At 30.2% G+C, this 24,187-nt stretch carries 20 protein-coding genes; 2 read left to right on the top strand and 18 right to left on the bottom strand.

The window, feature by feature from the left end:
- Positions 1-25: 25 nt before the first annotated feature.
- The 10 genes from KPL37_RS01635 to KPL37_RS01600 form a co-directional block, all read right to left on the bottom strand.
- Positions 26-913: a cation diffusion facilitator family transporter gene (locus KPL37_RS01635; RefSeq protein WP_216145511.1), complete on the bottom strand. Its 888-nt coding sequence runs from the start codon at positions 911-913 to the stop codon at positions 26-28.
- A gap of 238 nt (positions 914-1,151) precedes the next feature.
- Positions 1,152-1,928, bottom strand: coding sequence for a 4,5-DOPA-extradiol-dioxygenase (gene ygiD, locus KPL37_RS01630; protein WP_216145509.1), 777 nt, complete (start codon positions 1,926-1,928; stop codon positions 1,152-1,154).
- A 31-nt stretch (positions 1,929-1,959) separates the two neighbouring features.
- Complete coding sequence (locus KPL37_RS20025; protein WP_281418611.1) at positions 1,960-2,088, bottom strand: hypothetical protein; 129 nt, start codon at positions 2,086-2,088, stop codon at positions 1,960-1,962.
- 405 nt (positions 2,089-2,493) lie between these two features.
- A complete protein-coding gene (locus KPL37_RS01625) occupies positions 2,494-3,246 on the bottom strand; it encodes an NYN domain-containing protein (RefSeq protein ID WP_216145507.1) in 753 nt (250 codons plus the stop codon).
- A gap of 149 nt (positions 3,247-3,395) precedes the next feature.
- A complete protein-coding gene (locus tag KPL37_RS01620; protein ID WP_216145505.1) occupies positions 3,396-4,562 on the bottom strand; it encodes an AI-2E family transporter in 1,167 nt (388 codons plus the stop codon).
- A gap of 53 nt (positions 4,563-4,615) precedes the next feature.
- Positions 4,616-5,026, bottom strand: coding sequence for a hypothetical protein (locus tag KPL37_RS01615; RefSeq protein WP_246578086.1), 411 nt, complete (start codon positions 5,024-5,026; stop codon positions 4,616-4,618).
- Positions 5,027-5,122: 96 nt separating this feature from the next.
- Positions 5,123-5,842: a protein kinase family protein gene (locus tag KPL37_RS01610; RefSeq protein WP_216145504.1), complete on the bottom strand. Its 720-nt coding sequence runs from the start codon at positions 5,840-5,842 to the stop codon at positions 5,123-5,125.
- 4 nt (positions 5,843-5,846) lie between these two features.
- The gene (locus KPL37_RS01605) at positions 5,847-6,215 is read right to left on the bottom strand and encodes a zinc ribbon domain-containing protein (RefSeq protein ID WP_216145503.1); all 369 of its coding nucleotides are present in this window, start codon (positions 6,213-6,215) and stop codon (positions 5,847-5,849) included.
- A gap of 59 nt (positions 6,216-6,274) precedes the next feature.
- Entirely contained in the window at positions 6,275-6,400 is a 126-nt protein-coding gene (locus KPL37_RS20020) for a hypothetical protein (protein WP_281418610.1), read from the bottom strand.
- 113 nt (positions 6,401-6,513) lie between these two features.
- A complete protein-coding gene (locus KPL37_RS01600; RefSeq protein WP_216145502.1) occupies positions 6,514-7,620 on the bottom strand; it encodes an alanine racemase in 1,107 nt (368 codons plus the stop codon).
- A 301-nt stretch (positions 7,621-7,921) separates the two neighbouring features.
- Between KPL37_RS01600 and KPL37_RS01595 the strand changes: the two genes are divergently transcribed.
- Positions 7,922-8,551, top strand: a complete 630-nt coding sequence (locus tag KPL37_RS01595; RefSeq protein ID WP_216145501.1) for an ABC transporter ATP-binding protein — start codon at positions 7,922-7,924, stop codon at positions 8,549-8,551.
- Between the two features lie 2 nt (positions 8,552-8,553).
- On the top strand, positions 8,554-9,324 hold the full coding sequence (locus KPL37_RS01590) for an ABC transporter permease (RefSeq protein WP_216145500.1): 771 nt from the start codon (positions 8,554-8,556) through the stop codon (positions 9,322-9,324).
- A gap of 3 nt (positions 9,325-9,327) precedes the next feature.
- On the opposite strand, the gene KPL37_RS01585 is transcribed toward KPL37_RS01590, so the two are convergent.
- The 8 genes from KPL37_RS01585 to KPL37_RS01550 form a co-directional block, all read right to left on the bottom strand.
- Entirely contained in the window at positions 9,328-10,671 is a 1,344-nt protein-coding gene (locus KPL37_RS01585; RefSeq protein ID WP_216145499.1) for a glycoside hydrolase family 30 protein, read from the bottom strand.
- A gap of 61 nt (positions 10,672-10,732) precedes the next feature.
- A complete protein-coding gene (locus KPL37_RS01580; RefSeq protein ID WP_216145497.1) occupies positions 10,733-12,172 on the bottom strand; it encodes a response regulator transcription factor in 1,440 nt (479 codons plus the stop codon).
- A gap of 15 nt (positions 12,173-12,187) precedes the next feature.
- Positions 12,188-12,406 carry a sensor histidine kinase gene (locus tag KPL37_RS01575; protein ID WP_216145495.1) on the bottom strand — a complete coding sequence of 73 codons (219 nt, stop codon included), beginning with the start codon at positions 12,404-12,406 and terminating at the stop codon, positions 12,188-12,190.
- Positions 12,407-14,044, bottom strand: a complete 1,638-nt coding sequence (locus KPL37_RS01570; RefSeq protein ID WP_216145493.1) for a sensor histidine kinase — start codon at positions 14,042-14,044, stop codon at positions 12,407-12,409.
- Positions 14,045-14,068: 24 nt separating this feature from the next.
- Positions 14,069-15,664 (bottom strand): extracellular solute-binding protein, encoded by a 1,596-nt coding sequence (locus tag KPL37_RS01565; RefSeq protein WP_216145491.1) that lies wholly within the window; start codon positions 15,662-15,664, stop codon positions 14,069-14,071.
- A gap of 380 nt (positions 15,665-16,044) precedes the next feature.
- Positions 16,045-20,802, bottom strand: a complete 4,758-nt coding sequence (locus KPL37_RS01560; protein WP_216145489.1) for an Ig-like domain-containing protein — start codon at positions 20,800-20,802, stop codon at positions 16,045-16,047.
- A 197-nt stretch (positions 20,803-20,999) separates the two neighbouring features.
- Positions 21,000-21,413 (bottom strand): cupin domain-containing protein, encoded by a 414-nt coding sequence (locus tag KPL37_RS01555; protein WP_246578085.1) that lies wholly within the window; start codon positions 21,411-21,413, stop codon positions 21,000-21,002.
- Between the two features lie 20 nt (positions 21,414-21,433).
- Positions 21,434-24,175: a GH36-type glycosyl hydrolase domain-containing protein gene (locus KPL37_RS01550; RefSeq protein ID WP_216145488.1), complete on the bottom strand. Its 2,742-nt coding sequence runs from the start codon at positions 24,173-24,175 to the stop codon at positions 21,434-21,436.
- Between the last annotated feature and the right edge of the window lie 12 nt (positions 24,176-24,187).

The following is a 24,187-nucleotide window of genomic DNA, read 5'->3' as shown; positions in this document are numbered from 1 at the left end:
GTATAAAAATGGTGTAGATTTTATTCTACACCATTTTAGCTAATTTAATTTCTGGTTCTACATGTACCACTGCTTCAGTAATATTAAGTTCGATTCTCAATTTTCCTTCAATTTCTTCCGTGATATTGTGACCTTCAACTACACTTAATTCTGCACTAACTACTACTATTATATCAAGAAAAATATTATTTCCATTAACTCGAGCCCTGACGTCCTTAACCTTTCTAACTCTTGAAACCTCATTTATGCATTCAGTTATATTATCTAATTGTTTCTTATCGAAACCATCTGTTAAGTTAAGTGTTGCCTCCCTAAAAATATCCCAACCAGTCTTTACAATTAATATGCCAACTAAAACTGCAGCCAATGGATCTACCCAAGGCAATCCAAATTGAGAAGCAATAATGCCTACAGATGTACCTATACCAACCCAGGCATCTGAAAGATTATCTTTAGCTGCAGCCATAAGTCCTGAACTATTTATTTGAATGGCAATTTTTTTATTATAACGGTAGACAAAATATATTGCTACAGCACAAACAATACCAACCAAAGCTGCCTTTAAGTCTGGTACCTGGGCTTTAAAAAAGATAATAGAGTTGACCGCATTATATAAAACATTCAGACCTACCGCTATCATAATTAAGGAGGCAATAAGTGATGCCATAGTTTCCGCTCTAAAATGGCCATAAAGATGATCATCATCAGCAGGTTTTCTGGATATTTTCAATCCAATTAATACAGCTAGTGAAGAAACTATATCCGTTGTGTTGTTTAGTCCATCTGCTGCTAGACCCTTTGAATTAGATAAATATCCAATTCCGAGCTTTAGTGCGGCGAGTGCTATATAAGCAAGAATACTTATACGAGCACCTCGTTCTGCAATTTTTAAATTATTATATTTTTCTTCCATATTTTCCACTCCTAGATTTATATACTATTACAAAAATCTGATATTATTGTTGTCTATTTAGCCGTATATTTACGATTTTAAATATTTACAAGAGGTTAATTACCTAAAAATAATTCAACTTACATTATATCATAAATCTTCCTAATTATAAACTTTATTCTATAATAATATAAAAAAATAACCACCTTATTTAAAAGAATGGTTACCAAACAAGTTATTTGTATTTTTCCCCTTGCTTTTATCCTATTTTTATACTTGTCATAGACATAGACCTATGTTGTATACCCTTATATATAAACTTAACTTCATCTTCTTCATCCTGTATTCCAGCTATATAGAGTAATGGTAAATAGTGTTCCTTTGTAGGTACAGCTAGTTTGAAACTTTTTCCCGTTTTTTGATAATTTATAATATTATCATGCTTTCTATTTACAATAGCATCACAAATATAATTATCAAATTCAGACGCCCATTCAAATGGAGTTGCATTCATATCATAGTCCATTACTCTTAAATTATGCACAATATCTCCACTTCCTATTATTAAAATTCCTTTTTCACGAAGTTTAGAAAGTTTTCTACCAAGATCATAATGATACTGTTCATCTCCTAATTTATTCAGACTCATTTGAAATACTGGTATACCCGCCTTAGGATACATATGCGATAGTACTGACCAAGCACCATGATCCAATCCCCACTTCTCTGTTAGCATCACATACGAATCTTTAAGTTCCCTAGCTACCATCTGTGCATATTTTTTTGATCCAGTAGGATTATATTTAAGATTATATAGTTCATCTGGAAAACCATAAAAATCATAGATTTGCTCAGGCGAATCTGATGATGTAATAAATGTACCTTCCGTCTCCCAATGAGCAGAGATTACTAAAATTGCTTCTGGCCTAGGTATATTTTGAGTTGATTGACGTATAGCCTCTGTATATTCATTATTTAATACTGCATTCATAGGACTTCCGTGCCCAATAAATAATACTGGCATTTTTTTATTCATTATCAATTACCCCCTATTAAATTTCAACTTTCTAACTAGCTCTATTATATGTATCTGCCACATTAATAATCTTCTCTTTTGTAAAAGTTCTTAATATAGCTTTAAATATTTCTGAAGCAACTATTACTGAAAATACAAGACAGCCTATCTTTATCCACATTTAAAAATTAAGTGGCGTTGTTTTGAAAAATTCTCCACCAAATTGTGTAATAATAATCTGTAATAGAATTCATTTACACCGTATTTTTCTGCATTAATTTTTACCTGGCCCTGCGTTAGTCACTCTTGTGGGTTTGTCCCTAATCTCTCAAGTGTTTGTTTAACTCCTTCTTTAAATGCTTTCATAAAATCCTCCCGCTATTTGTAAAATAAAAAAAGAGACCCTTAGCATAATTCAAAAGAATTATGCTAAAAGTCTCGTTACCTTTAAGGTCATAAAGCCAGGTGTTATATGCACCAGTATGTTGACTTTATTGTTATAACTACTCCCTTTTAACAATTTAATTATATTAAAAATATCTGTACTTGTCAATAAAAACCTATTTTAGGGTTACATAATACTATATTACTCTTTGTTTCTAATATATTTAAGACTTATACTTGGATTGCTAGTTTTTGTTGACCTAATCTCAAAAATATTTAAAGATGCAACAAACGGTGTAAGTTTTGTATAACCATAATTTCTAGTATCAAAATCTGGATATCTCTTATTAAGTGTACTACCTAGTTCTCCTAAAAACGCCCAACCATCTTCATCTGAAATCTCAGTTATAATAGTTTTAATAGCCTCTACTAATTTAATTGAGCTTATCATACCACCCTTAGATTCTTCTTGAGCTTGTGTTCCCTTAGTACTAGGAACCTCAGTATGTTTTGGTGCCATAGATGCTAATACTTCAAGATACTTAAACTTTTCACAAGCAGATATGAACGGTGTTGGGGTCTTTTTTTCTCCCATACCAATAACATACATCCCAGCTTCCCGAAGCCTAGCTGCTAGTTTAGTAAAATCACTATCACTAGATACTATACAAAATCCATCAACATTATTTGAATAGAGTATATCCATAGCATCTATTATAAGTGCTGCATCTGTTGAATTTTTACCTGTAGTATAACTATATTGTTGTATTGGGCTTATAGAATAATTAAGTAATACATTTTTCCATGAAGCTAATTGAGGTTTAGTCCAATCCCCATATATTCTTTTATACGTAGGCGTTCCATGATTTGAAATTTCATCAATTATATACTTTATATATTTATCAGATACATTATCAGCATCAATCAAAACTGCAATTTTCTTGTCTTTTTCCATTTTTTTCTCCTTCACGTTAATCCGTTTACTTATTATAAAATAAATCTATTAATCAACTCATTAAAAATAACACATTATAATATAACATTCTACAATATTCTAAATATTCCTTCTTTATTTATAAAAATAGGATATTAGTGCTTTAGCCTCTAATTATATGGAGTGCTACCATCCCCTGTGCGTTTTGATATAATCTTTATTAAGAATAATTTTATTATACCAGCAATAGGCACAGATAAAAGCATTCCAATTATGCCTGCTATTGAACCCCCTATGGTTATTGCCATAATTACGAATATTGGATGAAGTCCCATACTGTCTCCTACAACCTTTGGTGATATAACAGCGCTATCAAGTTGCTGAACTGCAAGTAGTAGAAGAACTGCCCATAAAGCCATAATTGGATTTGGACTAAGAAGACCAATAATAATGGCTGGAATACAACCAATTAGTGGACCTACATAAGGTATAATATTAGCAATACCTGCAGTTAACCCTATAAGAAAAGCAAAATCAAGTCCTATAATGGACAGTCCAATACTACTAATTAATCCAACTATTAAGCCATCAAGCAGTTGCCCTCTTATAAAGCTAGATATAATATCATTAATTTCAAATATAGTTTTATTAAGACTATTAAACTTTCTTTCCCTCATTATAAGTCCCATGGAATTTATATAAAGCTTCTTAAAAAAATTATGGTCTTTTAATAAATAAAAAGAAATGAATAAACCAATAAAACTATTTACAAGGATATTACCTATACCTGCAAATAGCATAATTATGCTATTTATTGAAACCGATAAATAAGAATATACTTGCGTTATAGCTTGAGATAAATAGCCTTTTATATCAAGTGAAAGACCACTCTGGGTAATTTTTCTATTAATATAATCAAAAAATTCATTATATCGTTTTATATAATCAGCAATAGTTGCAAACATAACCGATAATGTTTGATTGCTACTAATTTGTCCACCAATCATTGCATATATACTATAAATAAGTATAACAACTAATAAAATCACTACTAGATATGTTAGCAAAATGCTTATCAAATATGGCTTATATTTAAGTTTTAGAGACTTAACTAAAAAAGCATTTATAATCTTTGATAACGGAAATAGTAGATACGCAATTATACAACCAACAATAAGTGGCGATATAATTGAAACAATAGCCCTTATTATACCAATGGCATTAGTAAGTAATGTTTTAAAATTAAAGACTACATTATAACTTATAAATATTAGGGTTGCACCTAGGGCAACATACAATACACACTTAAGATATCTTTTATCTAACTTGTCTTTCAAATTTATATTCTCCTTAGTAATTATTTTTTAATACTATGATATATGAATAATATTTATATAATATGAATAACTACAGCTAATAATAAAACAAATGCCATAGTGCGATGAACTTTAAGCCACATTCCTTTACGATTTTTATTTATAAATGCACCATAGACACCTAAAAAGAATATGATGACCATAAATGATGCTGCAACTATTCCAGTTATACTAATTCTACCTGATGAAAAAGCAATGATAAAATGAGTCAATACAGTAAATATTGCTATTGTACCTGCCAACTTATGATATTTAATAATTAATTTCATTAATTTTCTATATAGATCAATCATTTGCTTTTTTTCTTTTCCAAGTTTACTAATATATCTCTTATTAATAACCTTAACGAAATAATTTAAAATTGCTATACCAAAACATATAACTGTCACCCAACCTAAAAGTTCAAACAAAGCTCTTGTTTGCATAATATAACTCCCCCCCTTTGTAACCTCTTAATATTTCGTCTTTTTTATTAATAACTTAAGCAATAAATACTTTATTGAAAATATTATAATACTAGTTTAAACTCCAAATACTTTTATAAAATCGATTTTAATATCCTCAACATTTTCATAAACTTGCTCAAGTCCTAACAATTTCTTTAAAAACAAGTTTTGCTTATCGGTTAAATTTAATTCTTTATACCATGGTAATTTTTTATGTTTTTCTTTTGTTTCAAATGAAGAGTAAAGTAAATACAGTAAAAACTCACCTAAATAAGAAAAATCTAAATCATAAGGATATTTATTGTTATCTGCCCATCTCGCCAAACCAAAGTCAATAAGATATACTTCTCCTTTATCTATCATAACATTTGGTATTCTTATATCCCTATGAACTACACCATTTTCATGAATATATTTTATAAGTTTAATCAGCTTAACCCCTATATTAAAAAATTCTTTATTAGTAAATTTGTACTTATATTTAAAAAGAAGATCCTCTACAGTGAATCCATTTTTAAATTCCAAAACAAATGCATAACAACCCTTTTGATTTATAACTCCTAATAACTCTGGTATTCCATTATCGCTAAGTTTTGATAGTATAACCGCTTCATACACATTACTATCTATCTTTCTTTTAAAAATTCTGTTTTTAAATTTTTTAATAACGACCTTATGGTAAGTATCTGTTTTTGCAAGAAAACATACTCCATATCTTCCTTCACCAATTGGTTTTTCAATGATATATTCCCCAACTTGCTTCCCAAAATATATTTTGCGGTTAAATGGCCACATACTTCTACTCGTTTATTCCTTTTCCACATTTAAGACAAAATTTTGCATTTGCAGGTAGTTTCTCCCCACATTCCTTACAAAACAATACATTGTTAACCTTTTCTCCACATTCTAAACAAAATTTTGAGCCAGTTGGTATTTGAGCATTACACTTCTTACAAATTATAATATTTTGATTCTGTATAGGTTGATTATTAATAGGCAAATCCCTATTTTCATAGTTATTATTGTTATTATAGTTGCGATTAGATCCACTTCTCGAACCACTCATGTTAAATAAGTTTCCTAAAAACCCTTTTTTCTGATAGTGATTACTTCCATTATTTCCTCTTCTATAATGATTACCGTTAGATGAACTTGATGAAGAACTCATATTTTCATACCCCTTTTTTGGTTTTATTTTAATTAATATATTAAACAATCGTAACCTATTTAATTTTCCAAGGTAATTTTGTGTAGTAGTGCTGCAAATGCAATAGGACTATGAATAGTGAACACATATCCAACTGCTTTTCTTATATTTTCATAAATTCTTCTACCATCTTTTATTGTATCCACAATGGTTGAAAAATTATCATCAAGAAGGATTATATTCAGTTGTTGATCCTATATGTCTACCCATATATACGGTTTCATGTCAATATATATAGCATTTACTTTCCATAAGATCTTTATATGAAAATCTTTGGTATACTAGAATTTTCAGTTAAATACATCATTGGTGGATAGTACATTAAAAATCCAAGTATATCTCCTAATTTAGGTTCTATATCACAATCTTCAATATCTACAATTAAGTGATCAGAACTACTTCCTATAATTTTAACGCCCTGTTTTTGTGGAATTAATTTATCATGTAATCCAAAATCCTGTTTTCCCACTGCAAGCAGTGCTCTTTTCCTTATACCATTATCCTCATATGTTGGTTTACGACCGAAAGCATCAATAAATACTTTCCCAATAGGATGTGTAGGTTTATTTTTTATTTCAACAATCTGTGCCTTTAATATAAATGTATCCTTATGCATATGTTTCATATCATAGCCCCAAAATTTTTCTAAATCCTCTGCTAATAATATCCCTTCACCTACTCTTAAGTTATTTATTCTCTTTGGCATTTTACCATCTATTATTAATGGTAACGAACTTGTAGCCCCTCCTGAAATTATATCAAGTTTTCTATTTATTTTACTTTCAATTATTTCAGCAATGTTACAAAGCCTTCGTAAATTCTCAATTGTTGGAACTATAGCCCCATAACAACCTAGATTTGTTCCTACCCCATACAATTCAACATTTCTAAGATGGTTTTCTACATGAATTGCTAAATTAATAAATTCAGCTTTATCAAATACACCTTCTCTTAAATCGCCAAGGTCAAGCATTAGAATTACCTTATGATTTTTTCCTTGGGATTCACATTCCTTTTGGATCATATTCAATGTTTCCATTTCAGAATTTAAACTAATATGAGCAAATTTAACTATCTCCTTTATTTCACTAAACATCGGAATTCTAAGCATCATAAAAGGCTTATTTAACCCATATTCCTTTAGTTTAATTATTTGATCCATTCTTGAACTTGCTATATATTGGCACCCTGCATGGACAAACTGCAAAGACACCTCAGGTATTGCATTAAAACCTTTAACTACTCCAGCAATACTTATACCCCTTTGATTACACATCTCTACAATTTTCCTTACATTTTCATAAACTTTTTTTAGATTTATCTCAAGCATTGGATATTTAATATCTGAATAAGTCTTTTGATTCATAACCGTTCTCCCTTAAAAAAATCTATATATTTTGCTTTCTTTTTTCACATTATAACCCATAATAAAAATAATTTAAATAAAATTCTAAAATTAACCTTTTATCGTATTCTAATGATCTAATATCACTATATGTTTATTTAATCCATTGCATGCTATAAGGCTTAAATTACATTATCTACACTTTAGAAGACTAACACCAATATATAGTAATTTATACTCTTTACATAAAATGATATAATAGACTGGAAGAGAATAAATATAAAAGAAATAAAGGCCAAATACGAATAAAGAAGGAATTATAATGAATGAACTATTATTTGAGGCGAGTAACCTTATATACAATACCAATCTAACTTACAATGATATAAAAATTAAGAAAGGTAAAATTAATTTTATTGTTGGAGAGAGTGGCTCTGGCAAAAGTACCTTTTTAAAATTACTAAACCAATCTATTAATGGAGATTCTGGTAAGTTATTATATAAAGGGCTTTCAATTAAAACATATGACCCCATTAATTTACGTCGCGAAGTAAGCCTAGTTTCTCAAGAACCTTTTCTTTTTAATGAGAGCGTAATTAAAAACTTCGAAACTTTTTATTCATTAAGACAAAAAGCTATGCCAAGCAGTGATTACATAAATTATATAACTCAACTTTGCTGCGTAAATGTTTCTCTTAACCAACCTGCGTCTACCCTTTCTGGTGGAGAACGTCAAAGAGTTTATATATCAATCTTTTTATCATTATGTCCAAAAGTTATATTACTAGATGAACCAACATCAGCTTTAGATGAAATAACTGGGCATAGGGTAATGAAAAACATATTAAATTTCTGCAAGACTAAAAATATTGAAATTGTAATTGTAAGCCACAATAAAAATATTGTTGACGAATTCTGTGAAAATAAAATTAAAATAATCAAGGAGATTTAAATATGGAAGGCATTGTAAAACTAAGTATTTCCCATTTTCTACTTATTTATCTACTATTAATTATAGTACTTTTAATTATGAAAAAATCAAAAGTTACTCAAACAAAACTTCTTTTAGTTGCAAGTTTAAGAATGACGATTCAGCTTATAATTGTTGGTTACATACTTCAATATGTCTTTAGTAATCCAAATCCCTTATTTACTGTTATTTTTTTAATAATTATGATAACATTTTCTATACATCGAGTAATTACAAGTAGAAAAGACTTAAACAATAATTTTAAAATTGCAATTGGGATTTCTTTAACGTTCTCTGGACTTTTTGTTCTAATCTTCTTTATAACCGTAGTTGTTGGTAAATCCATATTTAACCCCCAATACACTATACCACTTGCTGGTATGATTATTGGTAACGCTATGACTGGAGTAAATATTGCTATAAAAACCTTCATGGATAGTATAAGCAAAGAAAAAAATAAAATTAATACTTTGCTAAATTTAGGCGTGGAACCAAAAAATATATTGAAGCCATTTGCCAATAATGCTTTCGAAACTGCATTAATTCCTACTATAAACTCAATGCTTGGAATGGGTATAATCTTTTTACCAGGAATGATGACTGGACAAATGCTCTCTGGTACATTGCCTACTACAGCAATTATGTATCAAATAGCCATTATGATTGCAATTTGTTGTTCTGTTTGTACAACCGTTTTTCTATCATTAAACTTAGGTTATAAATCTTTATACAATAATAGGAAACAATTTTTATAAAACTTATATATCATTAAACAAAAAAGTTGCTATGGAGTGTGCATTTAGAATATAGTTAACATACTCACCCTTTATCTCTATTTGGAAACTTTCATCCTTATCCGTTTCATTCATAACGATTAAAGCTATGGAGCCATTTTCATTAATAAATGCTACATTTTCAATTGTTGTAATACCCTGCAATCTAACCTCAACCCTTTTAGCTCCTGGTTTAACATATTTGCTAAAATGACCTATATAATAATATGAACTGTTATAGTGAATCTCTCCTGTTTTTGTATCAGCAACAATAGGCGCATCACAGTAGTTTCCTACATGATTGGGTCCACCAGTTTCATCTAAAATTAAATTCCAATCAAGCCATCCTTCCTGCCAATTATTGAAGTCGCCAATCATATTTCTAGCATATCTTTCTCCCGTAAGCCAAGAACCTAGATGTAATCCCTCTTCCTGGCAACCTTCACTAAATAAAATGTGTTTATCTGGGTACATTTCATGAACTTTAGATAGATTTTCAAATTTTTCAGATGCATACCAATGATTTGCTACTCCATATATATATTTTGCAGTTTCTGGATCTTCTAAAACACCCTTTACCCTTTCTACTATAATGTCTCTATTATGATCCCAAATATATATCTTAACATTTGATAATCCTTCTTTTTTTAATACTGGGCCTAGATAGTCACGAACAAAACTTCCTTCTTCCTCCGATGAATAAATACAAGAATCCCATTTTTGAACTGCTGCAGGCTCATTTTGTACTGTTATTGCAAATATGTCAAAGCCTTCTTTTCTCATGGCTTTAATATATTTAGCATAATACTGTGCCCAAGTCTTTCTATATTTAGGAATAAGCTGCCCTCCATTATTCATCTCACCATTAGTTTTCATCCAAGCTGGTGGGCTCCATGGCGACGCTAATAGCGATATTTTACCATTTCTAGCTTTCATTGCTTCATTTATAAACGGAAATAACCATTTTTTTTCATGCGATATATCAAATGTTTTTAACTCTGTATCATTTTCTTCAACATAGGTATAATTGCCAAGTGCAAAATCACAGCTATGAATGTGAACTCTTCCCAAGTTGTATCCTAGTCCTTCTACAGGATCAAAATATTTTTTTACTATCTCTTTTCTTTTTTCTAGGTCCATTCTTGCTAGTGTATATGCTGCTGCTTCTGTAAATGCACCACCGAAACCAATTATACTTTGGAAGGTTTTATCAACATTTACTGTCAATTTTACATTCTTTGTACTTTGCACGCCAAGTACTAAAGGTTGTTTTTCTTTTAACCTATCACCCGTTGTTTTTGATGTTTGTATTACCTTTACTAAATGCATAATTAAGCCACCCCTATAATATTTATTGTTAGATATTACTTACATTAAAGATTTAAAAACATCAGATAGCATATTTTGTTTTATACTCTATTGGTGATATACCTGTTATTTTTCTAAATATCTTTGTAAACTGCTTTGCATCCTTATATCCTACCATACTCGCAATTTCATAAATTTTATAATTAGGATTATTAAGTAATAATTCTATTGCTTTTTCAACTCTTAATTTTTTTAAATAATTAACAAAGGTGTCACCTGTGTATGTTTTGAAAAGCTCACAAAAATATGTATAATTCAAATTAACTTCATTTGAAATAATAGTTAGATTAATGTCTTTGTTATAATTTTCATTTATGTATTCTACACCTTTTTTTACGGCTGAATTAGTAGAATTATTATCCATACTTGCTAACCGATGATCTACAATAAATATACATTCCTTTAAATGGCTAATGTATTCATATATATTGGAATACCAGTTGATATTGTGAATTTTGAAAGTATCATCAATTTCAATAATTTTTGTTTTTAATATTTTACTTAATTCCATAAAATAATCCACATTTAATTGATTAATGTAATTTTCACTAAATAATTCATCTATTCTTTTAGATATATCATCTATTCTTCCTGAACTTATCATGTTTATTATTGAATTAATCTTATTTATATCAATGGTAAATTTTTTATTTCTTTTTTCAACAAGTTCATAACGAATAATTGTTTTAGAGGATAAAATTCTATGTTCAAACGCTTTATTTGCTTGAATGTAAGCCTCTTTTATTGTTTGAATAGATGTCTGATTTTTACTTATGCCTACTACATAATTAGATTTTTCATTATTCCCGATAAAATTTACAAGAAAATCAATTTCTTGTGCTATTACTACAAGCCAACCTTGTGCATTAAACAGATACACAATTTTACCATATTTATTCTTATCCAACTCTTTAACAAATGATGATTTATCTAAAATGGTAATGTTGTAAATACCGATATAATAATCATTAAATATTTGCATATTGGTTTTCTTTTCTATTATACTTAGTGTTTCCACGGATAAAGTTTCAGTTTGCAGTAGGCAGTTAAAAAGATTTGAATAATAACCCCGCACATATTCATCCCTTTTACTAATATCTTTTTCAATATCCTCGATGCATAAATATAGTTTTTCTCTATTAACTGGCTTTAGTAGGTATTCCTTTGCACCACACCGAATTGCTTCTTTCGCATATCTAAAATCATCATATCCACTTAAAATAATGATTGCCGTTTCTTTATGAAAATTCTTTAGATGATTTATAAGCTCAATTCCATCTACTTCTGGCATTCTTATATCCGTAATTAGTATATCTATATTTTCATTATCTAATATTTCATTTGCTTGATTACCATTTGAACATAAATAAATATCATAAAAATCTTCTTTATATCTTTTAATCATTGCCTTAAGTCCTTTTCTTATAAGTTCCTCATCATCTGCAATCAATATTTTCGTCAAAACCCATTCCCCCAATCATCTTATAATGGGTAATTTTAATATTACCTTTGTATATTCTCCTTCTTTACTATAAATAGTTATTTTATATTCATTTCCTAAAAATAATCTAATTCTTTCATAAACATTTTTCAGACCAATTCCCTGAGTTCTTTTCAAAGTATATTTTTCAATATTATTACTTTTTAAATGTTCTTCAATATTTATTTCTGGGATTCTAAAGTTGTTTCTCAGCATTTAAAGTTTATCATTTGTCATACCTACACCATCATCAAAAATTTCACATCTAATTTTGTCTACATCTAAATATGTGCTTATATAAATTTTCCCAATAGAATTTTCTTCAGATATTTTATTTTTTAGTCCATGTTTAATACAATTTTCTACTATTGGTTGAAGTGACATTTTTAGAATTTTAAATGAAAGCACCTCATCATTTATATCTAAAATTAACTGAATTCTATTATTAAAACGAATATTTATAAGTGAAATATAATCTTTAATATAATCAATTTCATCTTTAAAATTTACAAGTTGGCTATCCCATTTCATATTATATCGCATCATATTCCCAAGCGCAGTAATAGCATCTGATATATCATATTTTTCTTCTATCTCTGCCATCATTTTTATGTTTTCAAGTACATTGTATAAAAAATGGGAATCTATCTGGTTCTGAAGCGCTCTCAATTCTGCTTCCTTTGCCACTGTTTCTTTTTCTATTATATCTGAGACAAGCTCATTTATCTTATTTGATAATTCAGTGAAATGATAAGCTAATTCTCCAACTTCATCGTTTGTTACAATTGGCAAATCAATATTAAAATTTCCTTTTCTCATTTTCTTTAATTCTTTAGTTATATTTCTTAAATCCTTTAGAATATATGAAGTAATAAAGTATATTACAATGGACAATAAAGTTAGCAATACTAATGTTCCAAATACAAATATATTTTTATTCATAGAAATATATTTTAATACAGTTTCAAAAGAATCTACTTTTAAAACATAACTATGGATAGAATCAATGTATACATATGAAACCATTAAGCTTTCTTTCCGATCATTGATTATAAAGCCACCTTTTCCATTATCGTTTTTATTTTCCTTAAATTTTTTCTTAATATATTCATTTGAGATATTATGATTTTTTAGGTATCCATCATTAGATATCACTGTTCCATTTTTATCTATTGCTATAAATTGATATTCATCAATTTTTGAATTATTAAAAACCTTACTAAAGAAATCCTTAGTTTCCATGTTTACTTCTATAATTCCTAAACGATTGTCAGAGGGAATATTTATAGACCTATATAAAGAAACTACATTATAATAGTTTTTAAATAAACTACTATCTGTATCCTCAATATTATTTACTACCCAAAAATCTTTTCCTTTATTATTAATTGTTCCATTAATATTTTTTTTATTTTTAATATTATCTTCATGATATATGTAAGGATAAATCTCAGGTATGTATTTGTTTTGTTTAATATAAAATTTTATTCTATTTATTGCGGGATTATTTGACTTTAAACTTTTAATATCATTAAATATATCCAAGCTATATTTAATATATACTTCATTAGACACTTGTTTATTAGTATCAATAAAATTCATTAGATTTTTATTAGAAACCACAAGTTGTGCAGTAATACCCATAGCTTCAATATTATGTTCAATATTTAATTTCTCCTCATCCAATATATATCCATTTTCTTGTAATTTCCCATTTTCTAATTTATTTCTTAAGCTTTTGAATCCAAAAGATGAAATTACCATTAACGGAATAGCAATTATTATTATATTTGCTATTATAAGCTTTTTGCCAATACCCCACTTTAATTTTGAAGATATTCTATTATAAATCATAATAAACACCTCTTATTTATACTATTATTTAATGTCTAGTTTTCTCTCATTTTCATCAAGATTTTTTTGTTGGAATAATACTAACCGGTCGAACCCTACATTGCTTCTCTTAGTTATAAAATCACTAAATATAGTATCAAACTCAGAATCAGATTTAGCCATTAAAAGTTTAGGAAGTGTAGTTCCCCATAAATATGAAATTTTAGTTAAAATAACACCTTCAATTGAGTCATCTTGAGGATCAATATTGTCAAATTGTGAATAGTTAAATGTCTTTCCTTTTGTCCAATCTTCCATTTGTTTTGTTGGTTCTACAGATTTAGGCGCCCATTTAAGCATCATATTAGTGTCCATCATCATCCAAAATTTAACTGATGCACCATATTTCTTATCAAAAGCACTTCTATCTACATTTAGCATTGTTAACACTTCAGGTTTAAACTTTTCTTTACCATCAAATGAATCATAAGTTACACCCTTTTGGCCAAGATATAAATCCTTTTGTCCTTCTTCGCTAATTAAATAAGTTAAGAATTTTATAGCTCTTGCCTTATCTTTACATGTTTTTGATATCATAGTAACTGTCCATCCTGAAATACCATCTCCAGCAAGTTTAGGAGCATCTCCCTTAGTATTTGCAGGTCCATCTACAGCTACATATACAGAATTCTTGTCTTTATTGTATAATGCTTTTTCTTGAGCTGCCATATCACTCCTTTGATAAAGCATTGCAAAATATCTTCCTTGAGTGATTTCTTCTTCTATTTGTGGTCTCTTATCTATAAATATATCTTTTGAAAGTAACCCTTCTGAATTTTCAACTCTGAATGTTTTTAACCATTTCAGATATTCTGGGTCTGATGTTCTATCGTATAGCTTACCATCCTTTTCACATGGAATTGCTAAAAAATTTTGTAAATATTCTTCAAGTGATGCATTCCCTGAATTTGTAAATTCATTTAATCCAAGCGGAATTAATGGTTGTCCATTAACACTTGGGTATTTTTCTTTAGCCATTTTTAATGCTTTTAAAAACCCTTCTGGAGTTCTCATAGATGGTTTCCCTATTGCCTCATAAATATCTTTTCTGACTAAAAATGTTTGATTTGATGGTTTTACATCCTTATATTTAGCAAAATCTTTTGGAGACGATGATGCGTTAGGATATCCATAAAAATGTCCATCGGGCTGAGTATACCAAGAAACTTTTCCTGCATCTGCCACTTTAAAAAAGTACGGGTCATAATCTTTAGCGAGCTTATCAAGGGGTTCTACAAACCCTCCTTCTATAAGCTTCTTAGTTTCATCTTCATCCCAACTTAACGTAATAATATCTGGTAATTTTCCAGAAGCCATCATCGTATTAAGCTTTTGGCTTGCATCACATGATGGAACTTGGATGTTCAAATTTACTCCTGTTTTTTTAGTAACATATTGTGAAGTTAAATCTTCACCCCATTTGCCTGCAAACCAGTTAAAGTTGATATACCAATCTAAAGTAATCGGTGCTTTATCTATAACTTTTTTAACTTCAGTAGTTTTAATGCTACCACATCCAGCAAACAGTGATGTACCAATAACTAAAGTTAATGCAATGCTGAGTATTCTGCTTTTTCCCATATTTATTGATTCACCTATCTTTATTTTTTTATTTTTATTTATTTATAACTTCATTTATTATTAAAGTATTTATTACCATTATTTTTAATTTATAAGAATTATTTACTACCAATACTATAACATTTGTTGTATCAAATAATGCTTTAATCAATTAATTATATTTCATGTTATCGTTTTCTAATATAATATATTATACTATATTATATTATATTATACAATATATGTTTTTATTGATTACATAATATAACAAAATTCTGTTTAAATTTTAAAAAAAGATAAAGACAGTCACTTTATAACTGTCTTTATCCTATTTCTTTACTAAGTTAATTCATTTTTAGTATAAATGTTACTTATGCTAAAAAACTATTAATTTATACTTGCTATTGAATTGGAGCTATTGTAACTTTATTAACCTTAAGAATAGTAGATTCACCAGGTGCCCCAAATACTTTTAAGACTTGTGCTCCTGCTTCTAATGTAACCGCTACTGTTGTGTCAGTAAAGTCTACACTTGGTCCAACTCCTGTACCCTTAATTAATACCCCACCCTTTGATAATTCCATATAAACACCAGATGGTCCAATAGTTGCGGTTCTATACGTCATTGTATATTGACCTGCGGTTGCAACATTTACATTAAAATCAAAGGTCATTGGATTCCCTGCTAGTGTACTTTTTAATGATGAACCACCTATGGTAGTATCATTAGCTACAACTGTTGCATTTGTAACGTTAGTAGCACTTTCTGCTTCTAATACTGTTGGTGCAGTATTTGAAATACTAGTTGAAGCTCCAGTTGAACCTCCACCAGTTGGTGTTAATATAATATTGTTCATTTGAATAATACTACCTGCACCTGTTATCCCATTTATGCTTAAAACTTGTGGTCCTGCATCTAATGAAACCGTCATAGTAGTGTTACCCCATGTGCCGCCTGATGGTGCTGCTGCTTGTCTAAGTAACAAGCCATTACTCTTCAAGAAAAGGTCAAGACCATCTGGATTACAATTTGTCCTGTAAGTTATTTGATATTGACCTGCCACTGCAACATCAACATTAAAATCAAAACTTATATTTGCTGTAGCTTTTAATGATGATCCACCTTCAACTGTGTCATTAAGAGCAACAGTTGCATTCTTTATATTTATTGCATTTTCTGCCTCTAATTTTGTTGGTGCATTTGACGAAATAGCTGTTAAGTCACCAACAATAACAGGTGCAGTGTAAATTTCTATAGGTTTTAATGTGATTGATTTTATTTTTAGCATACTTGCACTACCTGGCACACCAGATATAGAGATTATTTGCTCTCCTGCCTTCAATTCAATTTCTCTAGTTACATCGGTGTAATCTGTAGCGTTTACTGCCCCTGGTCCTGCAGCATTAAACTTAGTTATCCCATTTGAAAATAAGAAAAGATTACAACCAGCTGGAGTAGAATTCTCTCTAAAAGTAACTGCGTATTTACCTGAAGCTGCAACATTAACATTAAAATCAAATGTCATTGGTGCTGTTACATTTGTTTGTAATGATTTACCTGTTTCAGTTGCATCATTATCTACTAAACTACCATTTACTATATTAAAAGCACTTTCAGCATTTAATACCGTTGTATCAGTCTGAGATACAGCAACTACCTCACCACTAATTGGTGTTTCGCCTGGTAATGGTACTACAACATTTATACTTGTTGTATCTGCCGTTGTACCATCTGCTGTCTTTGTTACTGTAAATACCAATGCTACTGTTGTAGCAGCATCTGGTGATGTTATTGCTGCATTTGTTGCTATAACATCTGTATTATTTGATGATTTTATTGCTATTGTATAGCCCGCTGGAACTGTTGGTAGTGTTAAGCTTGTTGCAGTCCCTGAAGGTGCAACTACACTTGTTATTCCTGCTGCCACTGTTGTTGCTGTTGTTACTATTGGTGTCACTGTTTTTTCTATAATTGAAACATTATCTATGCTAACACTTTGATTTTCAGCAAATAATGATCCATCAAGATGTTCTGTTCCTAAAAGAAACTTTAATGATCCATCAGTAATTGTAGCACCTGCAGTAAATTCATATGTGAAGGTTTTATTTGTAGGTGTTAATGCTAAAGTTTTGTTTTCCAAATTAGTCATTTCCAACCAGGCTTCTCTTGATACTGTTGAACTAGCATCAAAACTTAGTACATATTTCTTTCCTGCTTCTAATTTTATTGTGTTTTGGAATATCATTGTTGACCATTTTTCCCAACCGGCATAACCAGGTAAATTAACTTTCATTTTTTCATCAACTGAAGTTATAACAGCATCTGAACCATCTGCTATATAATTCTCCCATCCTGCTACATTTGTATCAAATGTACCATTATTAATTATTAAATCATTATTAGCTTTTATATTTTGCACACAAGTAGCATTTGCATACCCATCTGCTACAACCACAATATTATAATCGTTAGCAGTTGCAAAGTTTTCAGTTGCAAAAGCAATTTTACCTGCTGATACTGTATATTTATTCGCTGCTACAACTGTATCATTAATTTTTACAGATGTTATTGCATCTGTCCATGCTGCATCATCACTAAAGCTAACATCTATTGGCTGAGTAAGCTTATTATTTGTTTCACTTGGTGCTAATGTAGGTGGATTTTTAAAAGGAGCATTTTTTGCTTCAAGCTTTACGTTATCAATGATTATATCATGTGCAGAGGTTGGTACCTCAGCATCCACATTACCTAGAAGGAATTTTAAATTAACTGTATCATCCTTACTTAGCTTCAAAGTATATTCATAATGAGTAAATTCCGTTCCAGCTTGGACTGTTTTGCTTAAATATTGATCATAATCTGCATTATCAATTGTTGCTGTAATATTTCTAGCCGCACTTGATTTTACATCAAAGGCTAATAAATATTCAACACCCTTTGTAAATTTAAGTCCTTCTTGATTTAACATTACAGAATAAGGATTTGGTCCAGGTGCAGTTACCGAAATTTTAGCTTCACCATTTGCTGATGTAATTGTTGAGACTCCTCCATCTCCTATGTTAGGATATGGAGTCCATAAATCTAACCCTTTCGAAAAATCTCCATTTTTAAGTGGATAACAATCAATTACTGAATAATCTATAAACTCATATGTTGGAATCAAGGATACATCATCAATGTACACTCCATTGTTGTCTCCACCAAGTTCAAAAACTATCTGTGATTCAAGATCCGTAGCATCATCCATTGTAAAGCTAAATGTTTTTTCTTCCATTTCTGTTGTTAAGTTTATTGTCTGCTCATCATTATAACTTACAGTACCATCTTTACTTAACACACCTACTTTAATTGTTCTTGCTGCCTTTGCTCTAGCCTTAAATTTTAATTCATAAATACTTTTTTGCGTCAATTGAATTCCCTTTTGCTCTAGAGTAATTGCGCCTCTATCTGTTCCTCCATTACTAACGTCAACAAACAATTCTCTTGTAGCTTCTGAGACGCTTGCTGTTGCTGTTGCTCCTGCTACATTGAAATTCCAATATGCCATACGATCAATGCTTCCTTTATCAAATATACCATTATAAATACGATTTCCATCATAAAGTGGTTCTTTTGAAGCATCAGCATTTTGAATAGGTGCACTAGGTTCAACCGGCGTTTTGTATGGTCTCCCAGTAAGATCATAAGCACGAACATAATCTACTTCCATTTTACCTGGTATATTAGATTTATCTCCTTTACCACCATCAAAATTTCCACCATAAGCAAGGTTTAGTATAAGATGAAAGTTTTGATCAAAAGGCGCAGGGAAGGCAACTTTTTCACCATTGGTATCAGTTGTACTCCAGTTGTTTTGTGTCTGATAAAGATGTCCATCAACATACCATCTTACTTCCCCTGGCTCCCATTCCATGGAATAAGTATGGAAACTAGTTACATCTGTTCCACTTGGAAAGTTATATGTTTTACCTGTATATTTGTTATTAGGCCAAGCAGCTCCATAGTGAAGAGTACCGTATACTTCATTAGGTAAACTTCCTTTGTTTTCCATAATGTCCATTTCTCCAGAGGAAGCCCAAATACCATAAACATTATCAGAAGGTAACATCCAGATAGCAGGCCAATACCCAGTTCCGGTTGGAAGCTTAGCTCTTACGTCAACTCTCCCGTATTTCATATCCAAACTTCCTTTGGTTTTAATTCTACCAGAAGTTATATTACCTGTTGCATCTTTATTAGCAGCTATCACAAGATTACCATCTTGTTGGTATACATTATCTGTAGAGTTCGTATAAGTTTCTAGTTCTTTATTTCCCCAACCATCACCATTAGGACCTTTACCAATATCAAACATCCACTTACTTGCATCAATAGTTGTACCATTTGTGCCACTAAATTCATCATTCCACTTTTGAGTCCATAGTGAATCAATTTGATCCGAACTACCAGCAGTAAACGCTGTTACTATAATTCCACTTGTTGCTAGCTTTGCTCCATCTTCTGATGTTGCCGTAATTGTTGCACTCCCAGTTTTTACAGCTGTTACGAGTCCTGTTGCACTCACTGTAGCAACACTAGTGTCACTTGATGTCCATGTTACATTTTTATTAGTTGCATTTGTTGGGCTTATTGTTGCTACTAATTGTTGAGTTATCTTCGTTGCTCCTGTTCCTATTGGTAAATGTGAAACAGTTGTCTTATCTAAGGTCACCCCTATTACTGGTATAATGGTAGCATTAACGGTTTTTACTGTAACCTTACATTTTGCTTTCTTATGTCCATCTGCTGATATTACTGTAATTTTAGCACTCCCAGCTTTTACAGCTGTTACTAATCCAGTTGCACTTACTTTAGCAACTTTTGTATTACTTGATGTCCATGTCGCATTTTTATTTGTAGCATTTGTTGGAGTTATTGTTGCTACTAATTGTTGAGTAGTCTTCGTTGCCCCTGTACCTACTTGTAAATCTATTTTCTTATCTAAGCTTATTTTTTTTACTGATACACCTGGAACTTTTTTTGTTACCTTATGCGAAATGCTTTGCACTGTTGGTTGTGTTGTTTCAACTGCTAAAGTTCTTGTTGCAAAATTATTACTTGTACCTACCATGGTGGCAGCTAAACATATTGAAAAAATCTTTGTATTAGTTTTTTTCATTTTTCTCCCCCTCGTTCTTTATTCAAATTTTATAAATCTCCGCTAAAACTCTTTCTAATTATATTTTCATTTTATACCATTTAAATCGTTTACATAAGATAATAAAATTCTGATTAGGTGGTTTTATTTCGGAAGTGTAGCACTCCTTATCATTTTACCCATAGAAATACATTATAAAAAAGATGATTACCCATGTTTTAATAATTAACATGGGTAATCATCTTTTTTTCAATTTCATTTAAAACAATTTCAGGAGAATTTATTAAGCATGTATTAACATTTTCCACAATTAAAACTACGGCATCTTTACTTAAAGTATGGGAGTGCCATGTTGATTTTTTTATATTATATAGCTTTAAAAGTTCCATATGTTGTTGATAAATTGTACCTAAATCCTCTTTCCCATCCGCAATGAAAAGTGTACAACTACCTTGAAGCAGTACAAAAACCTCATCAGACTCTTCATGTTTTTGTAATTTACTTATCTTTGCAGGCAATAATTCATCACAATACTTAAGTACTGCTACTCTCCAAGTTTCAAAGTCAATTAGAGGCTTGTAGCCGTCCCCTTGGTACTCTTTAATTTCAATTAACCTTTTATCTATTATCAAATTAATAGCTCCTTTTGTTTTTACTTAAGTTTTATAACTAATTGATGTTTAACATTAATCGTGAGTTCATCAATAACTTTTTTGTCTATAACTAGAGATTTATTAACTAGATTTAATTCTAAAGTTTCTCCATCTAAAGTAGCACTGCTAATTTTATATTCACCGTATTCTAATTTATCTTCATTTATATATTCAACATTTAGTTTTTTATCTCTAAAAATTGTAAAAGCTGAACAAGCAGATTTGTTATCAAATTGATCTTTAACTAATTTAGGCTGAATCATTAAGTCACCTAGTAAACCTTTTACTCCATACACTTCATTTAACATGGTAATTAAAAGCCAACTTGCAGCACCGGTAAGATATTGATACATGCCCCTCCCTCTTTCATTAATGTACTCGGGAATACCAGGGAAAATTCTACTTTTTTCAAAATCACAACAATGTTTGAAAATAGTATCTAATATTTCATACCCTTCTTTTACAAATCCTCTTTTATACAATGCATTGATATACATTATAGTCATGTGGCTAAACATTGCACCATTTTCTTTATGTCCAAAGGCAAAACCAAAACATCTACCCATGTTTAATTTAACTTCATTGAAGTTGGTATTTAATCTAACTCCTCCAACTTTTTCATCCCTTAAGTATTTATTGGTAGCTAAAATTATTTTTTCAACTTCCTCGTCGTCAGCTATCCCACCCATTATAGGAAATACTTGTCCAGTTAAAGTCATCCTTACCCCAGATGGAAAATCTCCTTCTAAAGCTTTTGAAGCATTATCATAGTAACCATTAAACCACTCAAAACCCTCTGAATTTTTTATCCATTCATTTTTTCTAATATGATTTGTTATCCAAATTGCTTTTCTTTCTAAATCCTTTGAGAGTTCCACAATATCAATTTTAACCTTTTTTCCAGATATATCATGAATACAAAGCTTAAAATAATTTTCTAGTAAACTATTTTTATCCTTCACAGAATCATAATCTATTTTTCCTGAAATAGAATCTATTAATACCATTATTTCTTTTGCAATTTCTAACTCTTCAATTCCTAATTTTTCCTTAATACTTAATAATAATTTGCTTAGATCCATAAGGTTACTTCCATAAAATGCTGTAAAAGTTACACTCTCACCTTTCTCTCCTGCCATATCAAAGCCGTCATTCCAATCAGCACCTTCTAGTCTCATATTATTGTGCTCTCCTACATTATAAAATGCCGTTACTTGTTCTAATAAAATATGTTCAAGGATGGTTCCTTTATAAATCCTACCACCTGCATCCTTTTGATTACTTCCATCGTCCGGGCTCCACTTACTATCAACTTCCCTTGAACGACTACATTGTTTATCCTTAAAATATACTTGCTCTTGTAGCAAGAAGTCCAAATCTCCACTTAGGTCCAAATATAGCTTTGTGGTAAAATAGGGCCATGCGCCATGATCCATCCATGTTCTAGGAATATTATTTCTATCCGCTATAAATTCACCAGACTCATTTCCAATTATTGTTGCATTACTTCCATCAAACCTTACTCCGCCATAATTATTTAATAAGAGCTCTCTAACTTTCTTAGGATTAAGTAGTAACAATGCCAGGCAATCCTGCCACAAGTCTCTCCAGCCTCTACCGCCTCTTCCGTAATCATGATGTGGTAAAAATGAACACCCATATATTCTTCTCATCATTGGTTGAAATTCAACCCATTTCATCCATAAATCAAAATTTTTATCTGAAGATTTAAAACTCACACTGGATAATTTTTTCTCCCAATATTTTTTATTTTTTTCAAATTCTTCTTCAAACTTTAAAATACTCCCATAGGTATGAATATATTCTTCAACTGAAGATGAATTATCACTAATTCCAAGTATTACTATATAGGATTTACTTTCTCCAGGTTTTAAAACAATATCCTCAAATCTTATAGCACCAATAGCCTCATATCCGTCTATATTTTTATTTTCTTTACAATAATTAGTTGTATTTTTCACTACTGCTTCAGGCCAATCTAAACTTCCGCCTTCACCAATAAAATCTTCTTCTATTGGAAAAAAGCCTATAGGATATTTCCCATTGTCTTCTACAGCTTGAACTGAATAACAAATTGAATTTAGTTTATGTCCCCTCTCATCAAAAGAAAAAGTTGGTTTTACTAAAACTCCAAATTTATTTGTAGATATTTTATTAAGGAGTGATGTAACATGCCTGTGATCTCTTATATTATCTGCCGAACGCCCATAAATAGGAACTGCTGCAGTAGGGGTGATTTTCATCTCCTCAGATTTGATATTTTTTATTGTTACTCTCATTAACTCAACCTTGTCATCATTAACTGGTACAAAATTTGTTATTTCCGACCTAATTCCAAACTTACTATTTTCTCTTATTATTTTCTGCCAAAGAAAACCAGCTTCCATTTTTACACTTTCTTCACTTTCTTCTTCAAAACATAAAATATTTTGATTCAAAGAATTCCCTGTGGCAGACCATATAATACTATTATCAATATTCAACCAAAAGTTTCTGGAGCTCTTTGAATTATGTAAGTCTCCAACTGATACTGGTGTCATTAAAAAAGTATTTTGAGAAGTTTTTATGTCTCCACCTAATAAAGGTGTTATTGAACTCATCATTCCCCCTTCATTAGCTAGTGGAAAATATAATCCAGTGGTTTTATGCGGATTATTTAAGAAAAACTCACCCTTTTCCCCCTTAAAATTCCATGCAACCGTTTTGCTGTTTTCTTTCATATAAATACCTCT

This window comes from Clostridium frigoris, from assembly GCF_018861865.1.
Taxonomy (GTDB): Bacteria; Bacillota; Clostridia; order Clostridiales; family Clostridiaceae; genus Clostridium_AD; species Clostridium_AD frigoris.
The sequence above is the reverse complement of the archived record's forward strand: the minus strand, read 5'-3'. Positions and strand labels throughout refer to the sequence as shown.

Bases quoted from the DNA above. Each gene is read 5' to 3' on its own strand.
- KPL37_RS01595 (WP_216145501.1), top strand. From the start codon at position 7,922: ATGAATGAACTATTATTTGAGGCGAGTAACCTTATATACAATACCAAT.
- KPL37_RS01615 (WP_246578086.1), bottom strand. From the start codon at position 5,026: ATGCAAACAAGAGCTTTGTTTGAACTTTTAGGTTGGGTGACAGTTATA.
- KPL37_RS01575 (WP_216145495.1), bottom strand. From the start codon at position 12,406: ATGCTGAGAAACAACTTTAGAATCCCAGAAATAAATATTGAAGAACAT.
- KPL37_RS01590 (WP_216145500.1), top strand. From the start codon at position 8,554: ATGGAAGGCATTGTAAAACTAAGTATTTCCCATTTTCTACTTATTTAT.
- ygiD (WP_216145509.1), bottom strand. From the start codon at position 1,928: ATGAATAAAAAAATGCCAGTATTATTTATTGGGCACGGAAGTCCTATG.
- KPL37_RS01550 (WP_216145488.1), bottom strand. From the start codon at position 24,175: ATGAAAGAAAACAGCAAAACGGTTGCATGGAATTTTAAGGGGGAAAAG.
- KPL37_RS20025 (WP_281418611.1), bottom strand. From the start codon at position 2,088: ATGTGGATAAAGATAGGCTGTCTTGTATTTTCAGTAATAGTTGCTTCA.
- KPL37_RS01565 (WP_216145491.1), bottom strand. From the start codon at position 15,664: ATGGGAAAAAGCAGAATACTCAGCATTGCATTAACTTTAGTTATTGGT.
- KPL37_RS01600 (WP_216145502.1), bottom strand. From the start codon at position 7,620: ATGAATCAAAAGACTTATTCAGATATTAAATATCCAATGCTTGAGATA.
- KPL37_RS01570 (WP_216145493.1), bottom strand. From the start codon at position 14,044: ATGATTTATAATAGAATATCTTCAAAATTAAAGTGGGGTATTGGCAAA.
- KPL37_RS01625 (WP_216145507.1), bottom strand. From the start codon at position 3,246: ATGGAAAAAGACAAGAAAATTGCAGTTTTGATTGATGCTGATAATGTA.
- KPL37_RS01635 (WP_216145511.1), bottom strand. From the start codon at position 913: ATGGAAGAAAAATATAATAATTTAAAAATTGCAGAACGAGGTGCTCGT.
- KPL37_RS01610 (WP_216145504.1), bottom strand. From the start codon at position 5,842: ATGTGGCCATTTAACCGCAAAATATATTTTGGGAAGCAAGTTGGGGAA.
- KPL37_RS01560 (WP_216145489.1), bottom strand. From the start codon at position 20,802: ATGAAAAAAACTAATACAAAGATTTTTTCAATATGTTTAGCTGCCACC.
- KPL37_RS01585 (WP_216145499.1), bottom strand. From the start codon at position 10,671: ATGCATTTAGTAAAGGTAATACAAACATCAAAAACAACGGGTGATAGG.
- KPL37_RS01605 (WP_216145503.1), bottom strand. From the start codon at position 6,215: ATGAGTTCTTCATCAAGTTCATCTAACGGTAATCATTATAGAAGAGGA.